This window comes from Carboxylicivirga taeanensis, assembly GCF_051851475.1.
GTDB lineage: Bacteria > Bacteroidota > Bacteroidia > Bacteroidales > Marinilabiliaceae > Carboxylicivirga > Carboxylicivirga taeanensis.
In genome coordinates, this window is sequence record NZ_JBPUSJ010000005.1 from 37,824 (window position 1) to 54,325 (window position 16,502).

Consider the following 16,502-nt stretch of genomic DNA (forward strand, 5'->3'; position numbering starts at 1 on the left):
CGCCAAATGCAATACCCCTAAAAATGTTCGATAAAAAATAGGATGATGAGGTGTTTGATATGTGGTTTCAGCTCAGAGCGGAGCTTTGAAATAGCGATGGCTAGTTGGTTTTCTACGGTTTTGGTCGATATGTTAAGATAGTCTGCTATTTCGTTGTTGGTTAAACCTTCGTAGCGGCGCAATAAAAATATTTGGCGACACTTATCGGGCAGGTTATTGACGGCGGTTTGTATAAACGGGCGAAATGCGTCCCAATTTTCACCTTCTTCATCACTCAGGTTGGCCGGGCGGCCTATGGCATATTCGTTCTCATAATGCACTTGTGTTTTGCGCTTTTTTAAATGCCACAGGCACTGGTTGTAGGTCGATTTAAATAAATATGATTTAATATTAACCAGCTTATTAAGTTGCTTCTTTTTCTCCCACATCCTGACAAATACTTCCTGAACACATTCTTCTGCGTCGGTTTCAGCATGTGTTATAGTAAGGGCAAACCGGCACACAGTATCGTAGTACCTTCTAAAAAGCTCATCAAAAGCTGCTTTATCGCCTATTTTGATAGCATCAATTAAAAGTTGATTAGTATTTGGTTTTGTCATAGTCTTTAAAGAACTAACCCAAAGTAAGGTAATTTAGAATCAGCTACAAAATATGGGAGCCAGGCGATAACTTTTTCTACCATTCCCTCAGAGGATACTCACGCCACTAACACCCAATCTGCTTAAGTTTATGGATGCATCATCCTACTAACAGTGGTTATATAATTTCAATATTAAGTCAGAGTTATTTCATATTTAAGTCACATTAAATTCATTAAAAATCGAATTTAATTTGAGTTTAGTATGAGTTTAATATGACTTTGGTTTGAGTTTAATGCCTTGTTGCTATGTCCCAGGTATTGACAGTTCACTTTTTATCTCATTGCGAATCTGACCACCTTTTTTCACATTCCAAGGTCGGCACTTGATACTAAGGGTAACCAGCATGCTGCGAAAGGGGCAGTCATTGATGAGGCTGAGTTCCATGAAACCACTGCATTTATACCCATAGCTTTTGTATTCATCGGGGATGATAGCCTTTTCTTCCAGAAAGATTGTCAGCGTTTTGTCATAAACGTACTGTCTGCTATCGCCTTGCTGAAAATCTACAATCGAAAAATCATCTAATAACCTGATTTCGACATGAAATTTCACAACTTAGATTGAAATAAATAGCTGATTTACAATGAATAATTGTAGAGAAGAAGTGAACGATTGCAATAAAATTTAATGGGTAACTAAAAAAAACGGCTCCAGGGTTACCGGAGCCGCTAAACGATTCGTTTTGTATTTTTTAAAACACATATCGGATGCTTAAAGAAAGCCCCATGCTAAAGTGCTGATTGGTGGGGCCAAAGCCAAATAGCGGCATGGTATCCACACTTATGTTTAAAGGGACTTCAACAAAATTGTATTCAATCCCAAGTTGACCTCCCAGTCCGAGGTAAGCACCAGAATCACCTGTGCCATCGTATTTTCTGTTGTAATCCCACGACCCCAAGGCGGCTGCCGGACCAGCATACCAGTTAAAACCGTTTTCTATGGCCCAAACCCATTGGTAGGCACCAGCCAAAATAAAGCCGTCACCATTATTGTTGGAGTTAAAGCCTAAGTCGAGCTCCAGACGATTGTAATTAGAAAAGCCATACTGGTAGGTTACTTGAGAGCCAAATGTATTACCTCCTCCGATTCTGGCTCCAATAGCATGTTGATTGTTAACTTGTGCGAATGCAGCTGTACCTAATAAGCACACCGCCAGCAAAATTAAATGCTTCTTCATTTTAATTAAGGTTAATTGTGTACTGCGTATTCAGGAGTTTGGTTTTTGTACCGGCAGCTCCATAAAAAAGCTGGAACCTTTGCCTAATTCCGATTCGACCCAAATTTTACCCTGGTGTTCGTTGACGGCAATTTTACAAAAACTTAATCCCAATCCATTTGAGTAGGCGCGGCCCGATTTTTTGGTGTCCACTTGCTGATAAAGGTCAAAAATACTGTCTTTGAAATTGCCCGGGATTCCTGAGCCTTCATCCTGCACCGACAAAAGTACTATTTTTTCGGCTGTTTCACTCTTGAGCTGGCACCGGAGTGTGATTTTTCCGTTGGGCTGAGTGTATTTTATGGCATTGGTAAGCAAGTTGATGTAAACCCTTCTAAGAATATCTTTATCAGCTTCAATATCAATAGAGGTGCACTGGTTGACTATTTCTATTTGATTGCCTTTTAGCAGGAAACTGACATCATCAATGGCTTCGTTAACTACCTGGCGAATGTTACACTGCTGGTAAAAAAGTTGAAGAGAGTGTGTTTCGTAACGCCTCACGTCCAGAATGTTCTCCACCAGGCATAACATCTGACGGCTGGCACTGTTTATTTGCTCCAGGTATTGGGCTTCATTGAGTGAGGTGAGGCCAATAATGCCATTGAGGGGATTTTTTAAATCGTGAACAATCATGCTGATAATGTTCTCTTTAAACGATTCGAGCCGTTTGTTTTTATCCAGCATTTCCTGTAGCTCATTTTTTTGTTGTTGCAGCCTTTCTTTTTGGCTGAGCAGTGTGGCGGTTCGCTCGGTTACTTTTTCCTGAAGTAACCTCTTGGTTTTCCTGTATTCTTTAACTCTTACGTGGTTCAGTATGGTGATAATGCCAACTATAACAACAAAAAGAGCAATGTATATCCAGGCTGAACGCCACCAGGGGATCTGCTTTTGAATAGTAATCTGCTTAATTGCAGAGCTGATGATTTGCTTGTTTCTATTGCTTACCGGGTAAATATTTAGCTTGTAAAAACCTGGTTTCATATTCAAAAAGGCTATTTCACCTTCTGTATAGAAAACGTTACTGGTTTTTTGGCCTCTTTCAATGGTGTAGGCTATTCGGTTTTTCTCAGCCGATAGGTAATTGATTGCTTTAACGGTAATGCTAAATAAATCGATGTTAGAAGGAATTGTGAGTTTGGGTGTGTAATTCACTTGATTTGGCAAGCTAAGGTTTTCATTATATGGCTCACCAGGTTTTATGGTTTGGTTATAAATTTTGAGTTCGCTAATAAATAATGAAGTACCATCGGTATTAGGGGTGAAGTTTTGTGGCTGAATAATGTTAAAGTTATTAGTACCACCAAACAGAAGTCTGTTATCGCTCGTTTTAAAATAAGCCCCTGGCAGAAATTCGCGGCCCTGAAGGTTGATGCTGTTTATTTTTTCTAAAAATTTAGTGTTCCGGTTATAGCGAAATAAACCGTCTGAACTGCTGATCCATAAAAAACTTGTGTCCTGCTCCAGAATGCCATAAAAATCAATGTTTGACAGATGTGCGGTGATGGAGGTAAAATCGTTCTGTGCGGCTGAATATTCATAAACACCCATATTTGTAGCTACAAAAACAGCTGAGTCGGAAGTTTGGCAGCAGCTGTAGTTGATGGTGGAAGCCACGGTATGAAATACTTCGCCGCTTCCGGTTGCGGTGTTGATGCGCATGATGCCATTGCCAACACTCGATAGCCAGATGTTTTCCTGATCAATGATTTGGATGTCTAAAAAGTCGAGTATTTCGAAGTTGTTCTGATGGAAGACTTTTATTTTCTCCAGCTTACGTCCATCAAATTTGTACAAGCCTCCATCAATGGTGGCTATGTAATTTATGCTGTCGTTAAACGATTTTACATCCCGGATAAAATTACTTTCCAGCAGGCTATTGGCTTTATTGAAGGTGGATACTTGTCCGTTCGATAAATTAACGCAGAACAAACCTTGGTTGTAGGTACCCACATATACAATTGAGCTATCCTTATTGGTTGAAAGTGCTGTTACTGGCACACCTTTTAACAGTGAGAGCGCCTGTTTATGTATCCTTTGAGGCGGTAGTGCATTAAAGTGGTGGTCAAAAATGCTCAATCCCTTCTCGGTACCAATCCAAATGTTTTGTTCAGCATCCTCAGTAAAGCAGTTCACATTTTTATCGGGTAAGTTATTTCCCGTATTGTTTTCCAGGTAATGCACGATGCCATCACTTTTAATGAGGGTGGTGCTAAACCCTTCTTTATAGTAGCCCACCCACAACAGCCCATTAGCATCGAGGTTAAGGCTTTCAACCTGGTTGCTCGATAAAGAACTGCTCCTGTTGGATTCCTTTACTAGCTGATAGTTAAGGGTTACCGGGTTGATGATGTATAAACCCTGTCCGTCAGACCCCACAAACATCCCGTACTCGCTATGGGCAACAATGTCTGAGATGTTGGCTTTTCCCAATTCGGCCTGCAGCCTGGATGGTAATTCAATCATCTGGTAATTCTCATCGAGTACAATCAGCCCCTGGTAGGTTGTTCCAATCCAATACCTGCCGTATTGGTCTCTTTGTACTTTGTTAATGCTTTTGAGGGGTGTATCCACCTCACCAACTTTTTTGTAGGCGCCTGTTTGTGAGTTCAACTCTATTATTTCTCCGGCATCGGTAAAAATCGAAAGAAGATGGGTGTGTCGGGGAATAATGGCTCTGATGTCTGCACTTGTTCTTGTCAGTACTTCTTTAAAGTTATAGTGGACAAAATGGCCGTTGCCATCCGTTTGGTTTAAGCAGTAGTTGGTTCCAATCCACAGCTGATTATCGAAAACTTCAATGCAGTTGATGTAGTTATCACTAACGGTGGTGTTTGCACTGCTGCTGGAGTGGCGGTAATGTTTGTACTCGCCGGTTTCAATGTTAACACTAAACAGTCCATCGCCCCAGGTGCCTGCCCATAGGGTATTTTCGTGTAATTCGTTAATGGCTGTGATGAGTGTGTTGGTTGTATGAGCCGTGTCCTTGGTGAAATGGTGTAAGGGAATGAATTCACTGCCGGTAAACAGATCCACACCTTTGCCTGTTCCAATCCATATCAGGCCATTTTCAGACTGGAAAAAACAAGCCACTGTGCTGCTCGATAAACCATTATCCAGGTTGTAGCTGTAAAACTTGTGGTTGGCCCCATTTATCGGCACGAGCCTGGCTATAAGTGTCACTAATATGGTTAAAAACAGGTAGCGCATGATTGGTTTTAATAGCGTCTGTGAACTGAATAAACTAGATATCCTTCTTCGGTATTAAATAATTAACATCCTATTTAACGAATGATAACTATAAAGTGTTGCTTTTCGGCATATTAATTGGAGCTAAGCAATTACTTTTTTCATGGGTTTTGGGTTTGGTTTATAACGTAGGACATATGGCACAGGCTATATGTCCTTTTTTATTGAACCAGCATTTTTTGAGCCAGGTTGTTGGCGGCTTCGTCATTGAGTAACTCTTTAACCAGCGCCAGTGCAAATGGGATGGCATTGCCGACTCCATTAGCAGTGATAAAGTGCTCATCCTTCACTACCGCCTGTTTGGTAATAGCTGCTCCAATCAGCTGTTTTTCGAATCCGGGGTAACAAGTTGCGTTTCTTTTTTGCAGTAAACCAAGTTCGCCAAGTACCAAAGGAGCGGCACAGATGGCACCAATTAACTTCTTGCTTTCAGCAAACTCTGTTAAAACAGTTTTTAATGCCTGGTGCTCATTTAAATGGCTGGTGCCGGGCATACCACCGGGAAGTACAATGGCTTCAAAGTCTGCAAAGGGCACCTCTTCAAAAAGGGCATCAGCCATTATTTTGATACCGTGGGCTCCGGTCACTTCTTTGTTTTTCGTGATCGATACTGTAGTGACCGCAATGCCGGCTCTTCTTAAAATATCAACCGGACTTATTGCTTCCAACTCTTCAAAGCCTTCGGCTAATAGTATAGCTACCTTTTTCATCTCAGATATGTTTTTAGTGTTTACTTCTCGTACCCCTAATTACGAAGCTTGTGCAAGCTATAATAATTGAATGGATATGGTTGTTGTACGAAGTAAAAATTCCCTTATTGATACATACAAAATTAAGGAATGTAGCTTAAGAAAAGAAGTGGATTGCAGAAAGTAACATAATTATCGCCCGAAATAATTTTTAGAAGCATAAAAAAAGCGGAATGAGATGGCTCATTCCGCTTGATTTATTTGAAGGTATTCAATGCTTAGTTATCATTCATCGAAATCAGGAACTCTTCATTGGATTTGGTTTTAGACATTCTGTCGTGCAGGAATTCCATTGCTTCAACAGCTGTCATATCCGACAGGTAATTGCGAAGAATCCAGATGCGGTTCATCATGTCTGGTTCTATCAGCAGGTCTTCACGACGCGTGCTTGACAGATTCACATCTACAGCAGGGAAAATACGCTTGTTCGATAGACGACGATCCAACTGCAGCTCCATGTTACCGGTTCCCTTGAATTCTTCAAAGATGACTTCATCCATTTTAGAACCTGTTTCGGTAAGTGCCGTGGCTATGATGGTCAATGAACCACCGTTTTCGATGTTACGGGCAGCACCAAAGAAACGTTTTGGACGATGTAAGGCATTGGCATCCACACCACCTGACAGTACTTTACCTGAAGCTGGTGAAACGGTGTTGTAGGCTCTGGCCAAACGGGTAATGGAGTCTAGTAATACCACCACATCGTGTCCGCATTCTACCATACGTTTTGCTTTTTCCAGCACAATGTTGGCTACTTTAACGTGGCGTTCGGCCGGTTCGTCAAAGGTAGATGAAACCACTTCGGCATTTACGCTCCGAGCCATGTCGGTTACCTCTTCCGGACGCTCGTCAATCAGCAGGATGATCATGTATACTTCCGGGTGGTTTCCGGCTATTGCATTGGCCACATCCTTCAGTAGTACTGTTTTACCTGTTTTAGGCTGTGCAACAATCAAACCGCGCTGTCCTTTTCCAATAGGGGAGAACATATCAACTACACGTGAAGATAAGTTCGCTTTGGGGCCGGCTGTTAAATTGAATTTCTCATTTGGGAAAATTGGCGTCAAGTGATCAAAAGGTACCCGGTCGCGCACAAACGCTGGCTGGCGGCCATTAATTTGTTCAACTTTAATCAGTGGGAAATACTTTTCACCTTCTTTTGGCGGACGGATGGTGCCTAAAACACTATCGCCTGTTTTTAGGCCGAAAAGCTTTATCTGTGATTGAGAAACGTAGATGTCATCCGGCGAGTTTAGGTAGTTGTAGTCCGATGAACGCAGGAAGCCATATCCGTCAGGCATTATTTCAAGCACCCCAGATGCTGATATAATCCCTTCAAACTCATATTGCTTGTCATCTTTTCGCTCTTGCGGGCGGCGGTTGTCTCTTCCTTTTTCATTTTGGAAGCGACGCTTGCTGCTGTCGTCTTGAGGCTTATTGTCGCGGTGGCGAGTATCCTTGTCATCGCGGCGTTTGAACTCCTTCTGCGCGTCATTCTTCTCTTCTGCGGCAATGGGTTCTTTGGCAGGCTCTTCTGCTTTGGGGGCAGGTGCTTGCTCGGTTTTCTCCACCTTTTCAGCTTTCACCACAGGTTTAATTTCTTTGGGTTGTTCTTTAGAAACTGGCGCCTCTTCTTTTTTGGGGGTTGGCTTCTCTTCTTTCTCAGCCATGGTGCTGGCAGCTTCTGCTACCTTTGATTGTACGGATGATGCTATGGGGCCATCATTACGTTGTGCAGTTCTTGGCCGTTTGGAACGCGGCTTTTTTTCGGCGGGTTTGTCTTTCTTAGGCTTCTTTTCACTGGAAACCTGAATGGCTTGTTCATCGAGGATTTTATAAACTAAATCCTGTTTTTTATAGGACTCAACACGTTTTACGTTAAGTTCTTTCGCTATTTGACGCAACTCTGTCAATAGCTTTTTGTTAAGTTCTAGTATATCATACATAAGTGTTGCAACTTTCTTTGAGAAATAACTTCTGGATTAATTTTGTAATTGAATATGCTTGAAAGTTAAAATAAGGATTGACCACCTGACAGGCGTCAACTTGTTGTTGCAAATCTAGGTAAAGTTTATTGACGTGCAAAACATTTTTGTCAAATTAATAGGAATGATGTATTAATTTAACTGTCAATCACTTTGAAAGTGTGGAAAAAAAATGCATTTTTAAAGTAGATATAAACAAAAAACTCGGAAATAACGTTGTAGTAGAAAGCCAGATCAAAACATAACTGATTCGATATGAGACAACTTAAAATCACCAAACAGGTCACCAACCGAGAAACGCCCTCTTTAGATAAATACTTGCATGAAATTGGTAAAGTGAAGTTGCTAAATGCTGATGAAGAGGTGGTTTTAGCAAAAAAAATTCGTAAGGGCGACAATAAGGCACTGGAGCGACTCATTAATGCCAACCTGCGTTTTGTGGTTTCGGTTTCTAAACAGTATCAAAATCAGGGCTTAAGTTTACCCGACCTTATTAATGAAGGCAACCTGGGGCTGATAAAAGCCGCACAACGTTTTGATGAAACCCGGGGATTTAAGTTTATTAGTTATGCTGTTTGGTGGATTCGTCAGTCGATATTACAGGCTTTAGCAGAGCAGGCCCGCATTGTTCGGTTGCCTCTCAATAAAATCGGATCAATCAATAAGGTCAATAATGCGTTTTCAAGATTAGAGCAGGATTTTCAGCGAGAGCCTACTGCCGAAGAAATTGCTAATATTTTGGAAATTGCGCCCAAGGAAGTCAAAGAGGCGCTGAAAGTTAGTTCGCGCCATGTGTCCATGGATGCACCTCTCAAAAAGGATGAGGACAATACCCTTTACGATGTGCTGCTGTCCAATGATTCACTGAGTCCCGATACCCATCTGTTGGATGATTCCTTAAGGCAGGAGATTGAGCGCTCTCTGGCGACGCTCTCCACCCGGGAGTCGGATATCATAAAGTTGTACTACGGCTTAAGTGGTGAGCCGCCCTATTCGCTCGAAGAAATTGGAAAACTCTTTAACCTGACCAGAGAACGGGTGCGACAAATTAAGGAGAAGGCGATCAAACGCCTTAAAAATACCTATCGCAGTAAAATATTACGCTCATTTTTAGGCGAATAGTAAAAAGTGTTAATTATCATGGCTGCGTAACTGAATGTGTTGTATTTTTGCAACACATTTTTATTTGTTTAGAGAAGCGTTTATAATGAAACATTTAATAGCACCATCGCTGTTGGCGGCCGATTTTAGTAACCTGAAGAAGGATGTTGAGATGATTAACCGAAGTGAAGCCGACTGGTTTCACCTGGATATAATGGATGGTGTGTTTGTGCCCAATATTTCGTTTGGTATTCCTATTTTAGAATCCTTAAAACCATTGGCTCATAAGCCATTTGATGTGCACCTCATGATTGTTCAGCCCGAACGTTACATCGAGACTTTCAAAAAGGCTGGTGCTGATGTGTTTAATGTGCATTACGAAGCGAGCACACATTTGCATCGCACGGTGCAAACAGTACATGCTGAAGGGATGAAGGCTGGTGTGACGCTTAATCCACACACCCCGGTGTCGGTGCTCGAAGATATTATAAGCGAGCTGGATTTGGTGCTGCTGATGTCTGTTAATCCGGGCTTTGGAGGCCAAAAATTCATCGAAAATACCTACCACAAACTGGAGCAACTCAAAGAATTGGTGCTTAAAAAGAATAGCCGGGCCCTTATTCAGGTGGATGGCGGCGTAGATAGTTCCAATGCTGCTCAGCTGGTTCAAAAAGGGGCTGATGTACTGGTGGCCGGTAGTTATGTGTTTAAATCGCCCAACCCTGAATCCACTATTTCGGGACTCAAAAATCTGACCTTCCAGTAAAGATAGTACCGGTTGAAGACATTTTATTCTCGTAGTGTATTGGTAAGACTTTGTGGACTTGTCCGAAAAAAAGCTGATGCTGTTACGCTCCGTGTCGAGGGTGTGTTGGGTTGCAATGTACTCACTTCCAGCTGAATAGAATTTAAATGAGAAGTGATTGTAATTCATAGAGTTCTGCCTCAACTGATAAGCCGGGACATCTAACTGGTCGTGGAATTGGCAGTAACCTGACGAATCACTATTTTTGTTGCCTGTAAACAAATACCAGAGAGAAATAATGAATGATCCAATGGGGCAAGCTGCCCTCGATTATCTAAAGGGGAAGAGGGGACATGAGATCTGTGTGCAATCCAATATTGTTGAAGACGATGTTATCCCGGTTGACTATTTGTTTAGAAGCTATGATGAGCTGCCGCCACTGGAGCAAAAAGCACTGTTGCATTGCAAAGGTAAGGTTTTGGATGTTGGTGGTGCAGTAGGGGCACACAGCTTAATTCTTCAGCAAAGAGGTGTGGATGTCACCTTGTTAGATAGCTCACCGGGCTGTTGCCAGGTCGCCCGCCAGCGAGGCGTGCAGCAGGTCATCAACGCCGATTTTTACCACTACGAACCCACGCAAAAATACGATACCCTGCTGCTGATGATGAATGGCATCGGACTGGCTGCTGCGATTGAACATTTACCGGTGTTTTTTGCTAAAGCCAAAGAGTTGCTGGTTCCGGGCGGACAGATAATTCTGGATAGCTCTGATCTGCGCTATTTGTATGTAGATGAGGATAGTTACTGTGAGTTGCCCGAAGAGCATTACTACGGAGAGGTTATGTACACCATGGCCTATAAAAATCATAAAACAAAACCCTTTGAATGGTTGTTTGTAGATGCAGCCTTACTCGCCGAAAAAGCAAAAGAAAACGGGTTTGAATTAAGCAAACTGGCAGACGGTCACCACTATGACTACCTGGCACGACTATTACTAGTCAATTAATTATGGTTAATGACAGCCGGAAACAGGCGGTTGGTCAAAGATTGCTGCTAATAATTGTGTTTAACAATTTTGTACAAAAGGTAATAAGGTGAATTTTAGTATCTTTCGACTGTTTTGTGAAAACTATATGCTATGAGATATTTATACGCGCTATTATTTTTATTGGTATTTTGTGGTTTTGGAAGTAATGCTTTAGGGCAGGTATTTTCGCCTGTTAATGGAGCAACAATTGATGGTAACACCCCAACTTTGACTATTTCGTTTGGCATTGAAGATGTTGTGACTTTAAATGAGGGTGGTTTCGTGTATGTTTCAACAACTCCTAATGGAACGGTACATACAGTAGCATTATCAACTGGAGGTAATGGTTTTCCTCCTGATAGTAAAGATGGAAGATTGGAAGTGGTTGGTAATGTTTTTTCAATTGATTTGTCAGTTACTCAATTGAATGAAGGTGTTGAATATATGGTATACATCCCGTCGGGAACAATTATGGTAAATGATGTGAGTTATGATGCTTTAAGTAATTATAAAATTCCTGGTTGGGTGTTTAAAACTGGTGCTGCTATTCTAGCCCCAGAAGTACTGACCTATTTACCAGATAAAGGCGCGACGCATGTGGATTTGGATGCCAGTTTGAGTATGACATTTAATGAGCCCCTTGATACGGTGGGGATGTCGGGTACTTTCTATATTTATGAAGATGTTGAGACTAATGCAGGAGTAGAGTCTATTACAATTAAAGAGAAAGACAAAGTGAGTTTGTCGGGCAACACCCTCTCAATAAAGCCAAGTAGCCTTAAGCCGAATATGAGCTACTACGTTAAGATGGACCCTAACTTTGTTAAGTCAGCAACCACTGGAGTGGTATTTCCTGGTATTAGTGGCAAAGCGGAGTGGAGTTTTTCAACTGTCCCGCAGTGCAGCTGGGAGGGGGGCACCGATAGTGATTGGTCCAATGCGTCCAATTGGAAGGGAGGAAAGGTTTTTGAAGATAAAGCCATACTGATTGTTGATGCACAGCCTAACGGAGCAGTGTTGCCAGCGGACATTAGGGTTAAAGACCTAATAATAGAGTATAGTGGAGCATTAACAGTGCCGGCTGGTGTGACACTGACTGTTGAGGAAGATATTTACCTAAAATCTTCTACCATTAATAATGCAACATTGCTGGTTCGAGGAGATATTTCTTATAACAGTGATCGACTATTTATCACGCAAAATATTGCCAGCTCAACCAATACTTACCATATTTCTTCTCCGGTTGCTAACGCTGGTTTTGCCGATATTGGAACGAATGTACGAGCGTTCCAATGGAATAACAATGATCTAAGCAATTTAAAAAAGTGGGAAGCTGCAGGGGCAACGCTCGAGGGTGGAAGAGGCTATGCTATTCGTTGTGATGCTGCATCGAACCTGGTGTTTACCGGTCAAATGTATGAGGCTCCTCAAGTGATTCCTGTACCAGCGGGATTGGTTAGTGCATATAGCTTCATCGGTAATCCGTTTACAAATTCCATTGATTGGGATAATGTCATCCGTTCGCCAGAAGTGCCAAACATGTTCTGGCTCTGGAAGAATAAAAATGGAGCATTTACCACTTATAATGGGGATGCAGGACTTTTTGTAAATCCTATCAGCGACGTTACCTCCGCATCTTTGATACCATCAATGCATGGGTTTTATGTAAGAACGGCTGATGCCTATAACAGTGGGAGTATTACGCTCAACGACGATTGCAAGGCGGTGAATGAGCAGTCCTATTTAAAATTAGCCAATGAGGCCAAGTATCCGTATATAAAGCTTGCCGGGGCTGATGCAACCCATAAAGACGAAGTGATTCTCGCATTTGCTTCAACTGAAGAAGCCATTGAAAAAATTAACACAGCAAAGCGATTTAGTTCTGCTCTATCAGCTCCACAGCCTTGTTTTCTTGCCCAGGACGATACGGTATGTATTAAGGGAGTGCCCAATGTAAAAGGAGAATTAATCATTCCGATGACACTTAAAGTAAATGCGGCTGGCGAACATCGTATCGAACGCGTGGAGGTGAGAGGCCTAAGTGAACAAGGAATTGAGGTGTATCTGGATGATCTTGATCCGGAAGTTAATACGAGTATTGATTTGCTTAGAAACAGAACTTACTCCTTTACAAGTACAGAAGAAGGAGTGGTAAGCGATCGTTTTCAAATTAGAATTATTAATCCGCTGGCCACATCAGTTGAGGAAAATGAGATGCAGGCGGCTGATATCTGGGCATCGGGTAGAACGGTCTATATTGAAATGTATAATGATGATGTTTCAACAGTGAGGTTATACGACACAGCGGGTAGGTTGGTTGATTCAGATAAAGAATTTCAGCGTAAAACGTCATTTGACCTGTCAATGTCAGGGTTTTACATTGTGCAAGTTAGGAGTAAAAGAGGCGTAGTGAATAAGAAAATTCTTGTTCCTTAGCGGAATAATTTATTTCTTTGTGAAATTGTTGTTATGAATACAGGTAAGAAACCATATAGTAAACCAGTGATTAGTGAATATGCTTTTGATAAAAGCATCTCACTGATGATGCAATCTCCAGCGGATGGTTGGGGTGATATAGGTGATGGTGATGGTGATCCTTTTGCTTCTGCACCAGCGGCCAAGTCAACCACCACGCTTGAGGAGAATCCATTTGACGGAAGCGGTTTAGAATAGCTAGAAAATATAAAACAACAAAGGCGACCTCAATGGTCGCCTTTTGTATTTTATGGCATTGACTGCTTACATGGTTACCTGCCAGGTATCTTCCAGGTTGTTTTTCCAGTCGCTGAATTTTTCATCGCCACCTCTTACTTTCCAATCAGAGTCAACCGTTAGCTTGGAGCTAATGCCGCCGCGTGGGTTACAAATCATGGTGACCCGAATGCGCTCAGGATCATAAGCTTCAATCAGGTGATCGTAAAAAACGTTAATCAGTCGCTCGTACGAAACGGTTATATTGCGCAAGTGGTGCACATACTCCTTGAGCGATTTGAGTTCGATGATGCGTTTTTTAGGATAAAAAGTGATGAATACATCGGCAAAGTCCGGCTGATTCTTAACGCCCAGGAAGGTAAATTCAGGAATCTTGATTTTGATCTCGTAGGCTTGACCAGTGGGATTTGGTAAAGACTTCAGTATGGACGCGTCAATGTCTTTGTAAGTGAATACTTTCTGTTCCATTTAAATGTAATTTCGGTTTATGTTTTGCTTATAACCAACAAAAATAGTGATTTCTGCAATATGAACCGAACCAAAGGAGGGTGAAGTCATGATTCTACTCATCTAAAGGTATTTATTCGTTGGTGGCTGCTTCTGGCATTGGCCTGGTGGCTAAGAATTGTCAATTCAGGTACTTTAATCGTTATTGTTCGCTTTTTTCCTTAATTTTGCCGCCGAAAAAACAGATAAGAAGTGGGACGATCACGAAAAAGTAAACCTCTATTAAAGAAGGTTACCATAACAGATGTTGCGGCAGAAGGTAAAGCCATGTGCCGGGTAGAAGACCGGGTGGTGTTTGTACAGCGAACTGTGCCGGGAGATGTTGTCGATGTGCAGGTGACTAAAAAGCGTCGTAATTATTACGAAGGCTTTCCTGTTTTCTTCCATGAATACAGCAGTATTCGCGAAGAGCCTGTTTGTGAGCACTTTGGTGTTTGTGGCGGGTGTAAATGGCAGGCGCTTCCTTACGACCATCAGCTGAAATATAAAGAGCGGGAGGTGGTCAACAACCTGTCGCGTATTGGTAAGGTGGATTTACCTGAGGTTTTGCCTATTCTGGGCTCTGAAAAGACAGAGTTTTACCGTAATAAGCTGGAGTTTACTTTTTCCAATAACCGCTGGTTATCGGCCGAAGAACTTAATTCCGACGATACTATTGAGCATCGCAATGGAGTGGGGTTTCATATTCCGGGCATGTTTGATAAGGTTGAAGACATTAATAAGTGTCATCTGCAAAAAGATCCTTCTAATGCCATTCGTTTGGCTATTAAGGCGTATGCTCTGGAGCATGGCTTAACGTTTTTCGATTTAAAAAAGCAAGAAGGGTTCTTACGTACCTTAATCATCAGAACCAGTTCGACCAATGAGTTGATGGTGATCCTCACACTATTCCATGAAGATAAGCCACAGCGCGAGGCATTGTTAGCGCATTTGCAAAGCGCTTTCCCCGAAATTACTTCTCTGATGTATGTGATCAATTCAAAAAAGAACGATACGATTACGGATCAGGAGATTGTGCTTTTTAGCGGGCGTGATCATATTTTTGAGGAGATGGAAGGCTTGAAGTTTAAGATTGGCCCCAAATCTTTTTATCAAACCAACTCTGAACAGGCCTACGAATTATATAAGGTAACCCGTGAGTTTGCCAATATCAAGGATTATGAGGTGGTGTATGATTTGTATACAGGGACTGGTACAATTGCCAATTTTGTAGCGCGTCAGGCCAAAAAGGTGATTGGCGTTGAATATGTGCCTGAGGCCATTGAGGATGCCAAGGTGAATTCATCCATTAACGGGATAGAGAACACGAGCTTTTTTGCTGGCGATATGAAAGATGTGCTGAACTTTGATTTTATCAAAAGGCAAGGGCATCCTGATGTGATGATTGTTGATCCACCAAGGGCTGGCATGCATGCCGATGTGGTGCAAACAATTCTGACGGCAGCGCCTGATCGAATTGTTTATGTAAGCTGTAATTCGGCCACACAGGCTCGCGATATTAACCTGCTCGATGTGCGCTATAAAGTCACAAAAGTGCAGCCTGTTGACATGTTTCCGCATACTCACCATGTTGAGAACGTGGTGCTGTTGGAAAGAAAATAGGATACTAATTCAGAATAATATAAGCGCAATAGTGAATAAGCATTTTCACTGTTGCGTTTTTTTTAGCGCCCTTCAGTGGTCGATAACGCATCGGATAAGTTTTGCTTGCGCTGCCGCTTGTTTGCTACTTTTTGTATCATTTTAGAAAGTAGTGGTGATTTATTTAACCAGTAGATCAGGTTGTTAACCTGCCCGGGTATGCAGATGACCCGGCTGTTATTCAGGTTGGCCAAAGAGGCTTCTACCACCTGTTCAACGGGTGTCCACAAAAAATCAGGAATGCGGTTCACAAACTCGGCTTTGCGTTTGATGCTCGAATGAAAAGCGGTTGGTGTAAAGCCAGGGCTTAAGGCCTGAATCTTTATTCCATATTCAGCCACTTCATTCTGAAGGGTGCGCGAAAATTTAATGACAGCCGCTTTTGTGGTTGAATACATAACACTTCCCGGCAGGTCCATAAAAGCAGCAAATGAGGCTAAGTTTATGATGTAGCCTTTTTGTTGCCGCACCATTACGGGCAAAACAGCTTTACTAAACCGGATGGTGCTGGTGAGGTGGACATTTAGCATGCGCACCTGCTCCTCGGTGGTTGCTTCCATAAAAAAGCCGGCAATGCCAAAACCTGCATTATTAATAAGGATATCGGCACTGGTTAAGGAGTGCAAGTGCTGTTCAACTCGTTTTATGTCCTCCTCATTTGATAAATCAGCCGAGATGTATTGGACTTCGATGCTGTATTGGCTGGTTAATGAGTTGGCAATCTCCTTTAGTTTTTCTTCTCTTCTGGCAATTAAAAGGAGGTTATAGCCTTGTTGCGCAAGTCGATAGGCAAAGGTCTGCCCAATCCCACTTGTAGGGCCGGTAATAATGGCCAATTTGTTTTTTGTTTCGGTCATGGTTGGTGTGGGATTTGTGAGTCGAGGAGCAAATTTAATTAAAAATTGTAGCCGACTAAAGATTCGTGGCTC

The 16,502-nt window shown here is 42.1% G+C and carries 14 protein-coding genes; 6 read left to right on the plus strand and 8 right to left on the minus strand.

Annotated features, from left to right (window positions below):
* Positions 1-17 precede the first annotated feature (17 nt).
* From ACSX1H_RS09125 to rho, 6 genes are all read right to left on the minus strand, one after another.
* Complete coding sequence (locus ACSX1H_RS09125; protein WP_439183547.1) at positions 18-599, minus strand: RNA polymerase sigma factor; 582 nt, start codon at positions 597-599, stop codon at positions 18-20.
* A 285-nt stretch (positions 600-884) separates the two neighbouring features.
* Positions 885-1,193, minus strand: a complete 309-nt coding sequence (locus ACSX1H_RS09130; protein WP_439183548.1) for a hypothetical protein — start codon at positions 1,191-1,193, stop codon at positions 885-887.
* Positions 1,194-1,332: 139 nt separating this feature from the next.
* On the minus strand, positions 1,333-1,818 hold the full coding sequence (locus tag ACSX1H_RS09135; protein WP_439183549.1) for a hypothetical protein: 486 nt from the start codon (positions 1,816-1,818) through the stop codon (positions 1,333-1,335).
* A 30-nt stretch (positions 1,819-1,848) separates the two neighbouring features.
* Positions 1,849-5,067 carry a sensor histidine kinase gene (locus ACSX1H_RS09140; protein ID WP_439183550.1) on the minus strand — a complete coding sequence of 1,073 codons (3,219 nt, stop codon included), beginning with the start codon at positions 5,065-5,067 and terminating at the stop codon, positions 1,849-1,851.
* Between the two features lie 200 nt (positions 5,068-5,267).
* Complete coding sequence (locus tag ACSX1H_RS09145) at positions 5,268-5,816, minus strand: DJ-1 family glyoxalase III (protein ID WP_439183551.1); 549 nt, start codon at positions 5,814-5,816, stop codon at positions 5,268-5,270.
* 257 nt (positions 5,817-6,073) lie between these two features.
* Positions 6,074-7,801, minus strand: coding sequence for a transcription termination factor Rho (gene rho / locus ACSX1H_RS09150; protein WP_439183552.1), 1,728 nt, complete (start codon positions 7,799-7,801; stop codon positions 6,074-6,076).
* A gap of 294 nt (positions 7,802-8,095) precedes the next feature.
* Here rho and ACSX1H_RS09155 point away from each other — a divergent pair, with 294 nt between their 5' ends.
* From ACSX1H_RS09155 to ACSX1H_RS09175, 5 genes are all read left to right on the plus strand, one after another.
* Positions 8,096-8,962 (plus strand): sigma-70 family RNA polymerase sigma factor, encoded by an 867-nt coding sequence (locus ACSX1H_RS09155; RefSeq protein ID WP_439183554.1) that lies wholly within the window; start codon positions 8,096-8,098, stop codon positions 8,960-8,962.
* An 85-nt stretch (positions 8,963-9,047) separates the two neighbouring features.
* Positions 9,048-9,707 carry a ribulose-phosphate 3-epimerase gene (rpe, locus tag ACSX1H_RS09160; protein WP_439183555.1) on the plus strand — a complete coding sequence of 220 codons (660 nt, stop codon included), beginning with the start codon at positions 9,048-9,050 and terminating at the stop codon, positions 9,705-9,707.
* A gap of 277 nt (positions 9,708-9,984) precedes the next feature.
* Entirely contained in the window at positions 9,985-10,692 is a 708-nt protein-coding gene (locus tag ACSX1H_RS09165; RefSeq protein ID WP_439183556.1) for a class I SAM-dependent methyltransferase, read from the plus strand.
* A 132-nt stretch (positions 10,693-10,824) separates the two neighbouring features.
* A complete protein-coding gene (locus ACSX1H_RS09170; RefSeq protein ID WP_439183557.1) occupies positions 10,825-13,149 on the plus strand; it encodes a DUF8693 domain-containing protein in 2,325 nt (774 codons plus the stop codon).
* A gap of 105 nt (positions 13,150-13,254) precedes the next feature.
* Positions 13,255-13,386 (plus strand): hypothetical protein, encoded by a 132-nt coding sequence (locus tag ACSX1H_RS09175; protein WP_439183558.1) that lies wholly within the window; start codon positions 13,255-13,257, stop codon positions 13,384-13,386.
* 66 nt (positions 13,387-13,452) lie between these two features.
* On the opposite strand, the gene queF is transcribed toward ACSX1H_RS09175, so the two are convergent.
* Positions 13,453-13,893 (minus strand): preQ(1) synthase, encoded by a 441-nt coding sequence (queF, locus tag ACSX1H_RS09180; protein WP_439183559.1) that lies wholly within the window; start codon positions 13,891-13,893, stop codon positions 13,453-13,455.
* A 231-nt stretch (positions 13,894-14,124) separates the two neighbouring features.
* Between queF and rlmD the strand changes: the two genes are divergently transcribed.
* On the plus strand, positions 14,125-15,534 hold the full coding sequence (gene rlmD / locus ACSX1H_RS09185) for a 23S rRNA (uracil(1939)-C(5))-methyltransferase RlmD (RefSeq protein ID WP_439183560.1): 1,410 nt from the start codon (positions 14,125-14,127) through the stop codon (positions 15,532-15,534).
* Between the two features lie 62 nt (positions 15,535-15,596).
* On the opposite strand, the gene ACSX1H_RS09190 is transcribed toward rlmD, so the two are convergent.
* Entirely contained in the window at positions 15,597-16,430 is an 834-nt protein-coding gene (locus tag ACSX1H_RS09190) for an SDR family NAD(P)-dependent oxidoreductase (protein WP_439183561.1), read from the minus strand.
* Positions 16,431-16,502: the final 72 nt, after the last annotated feature.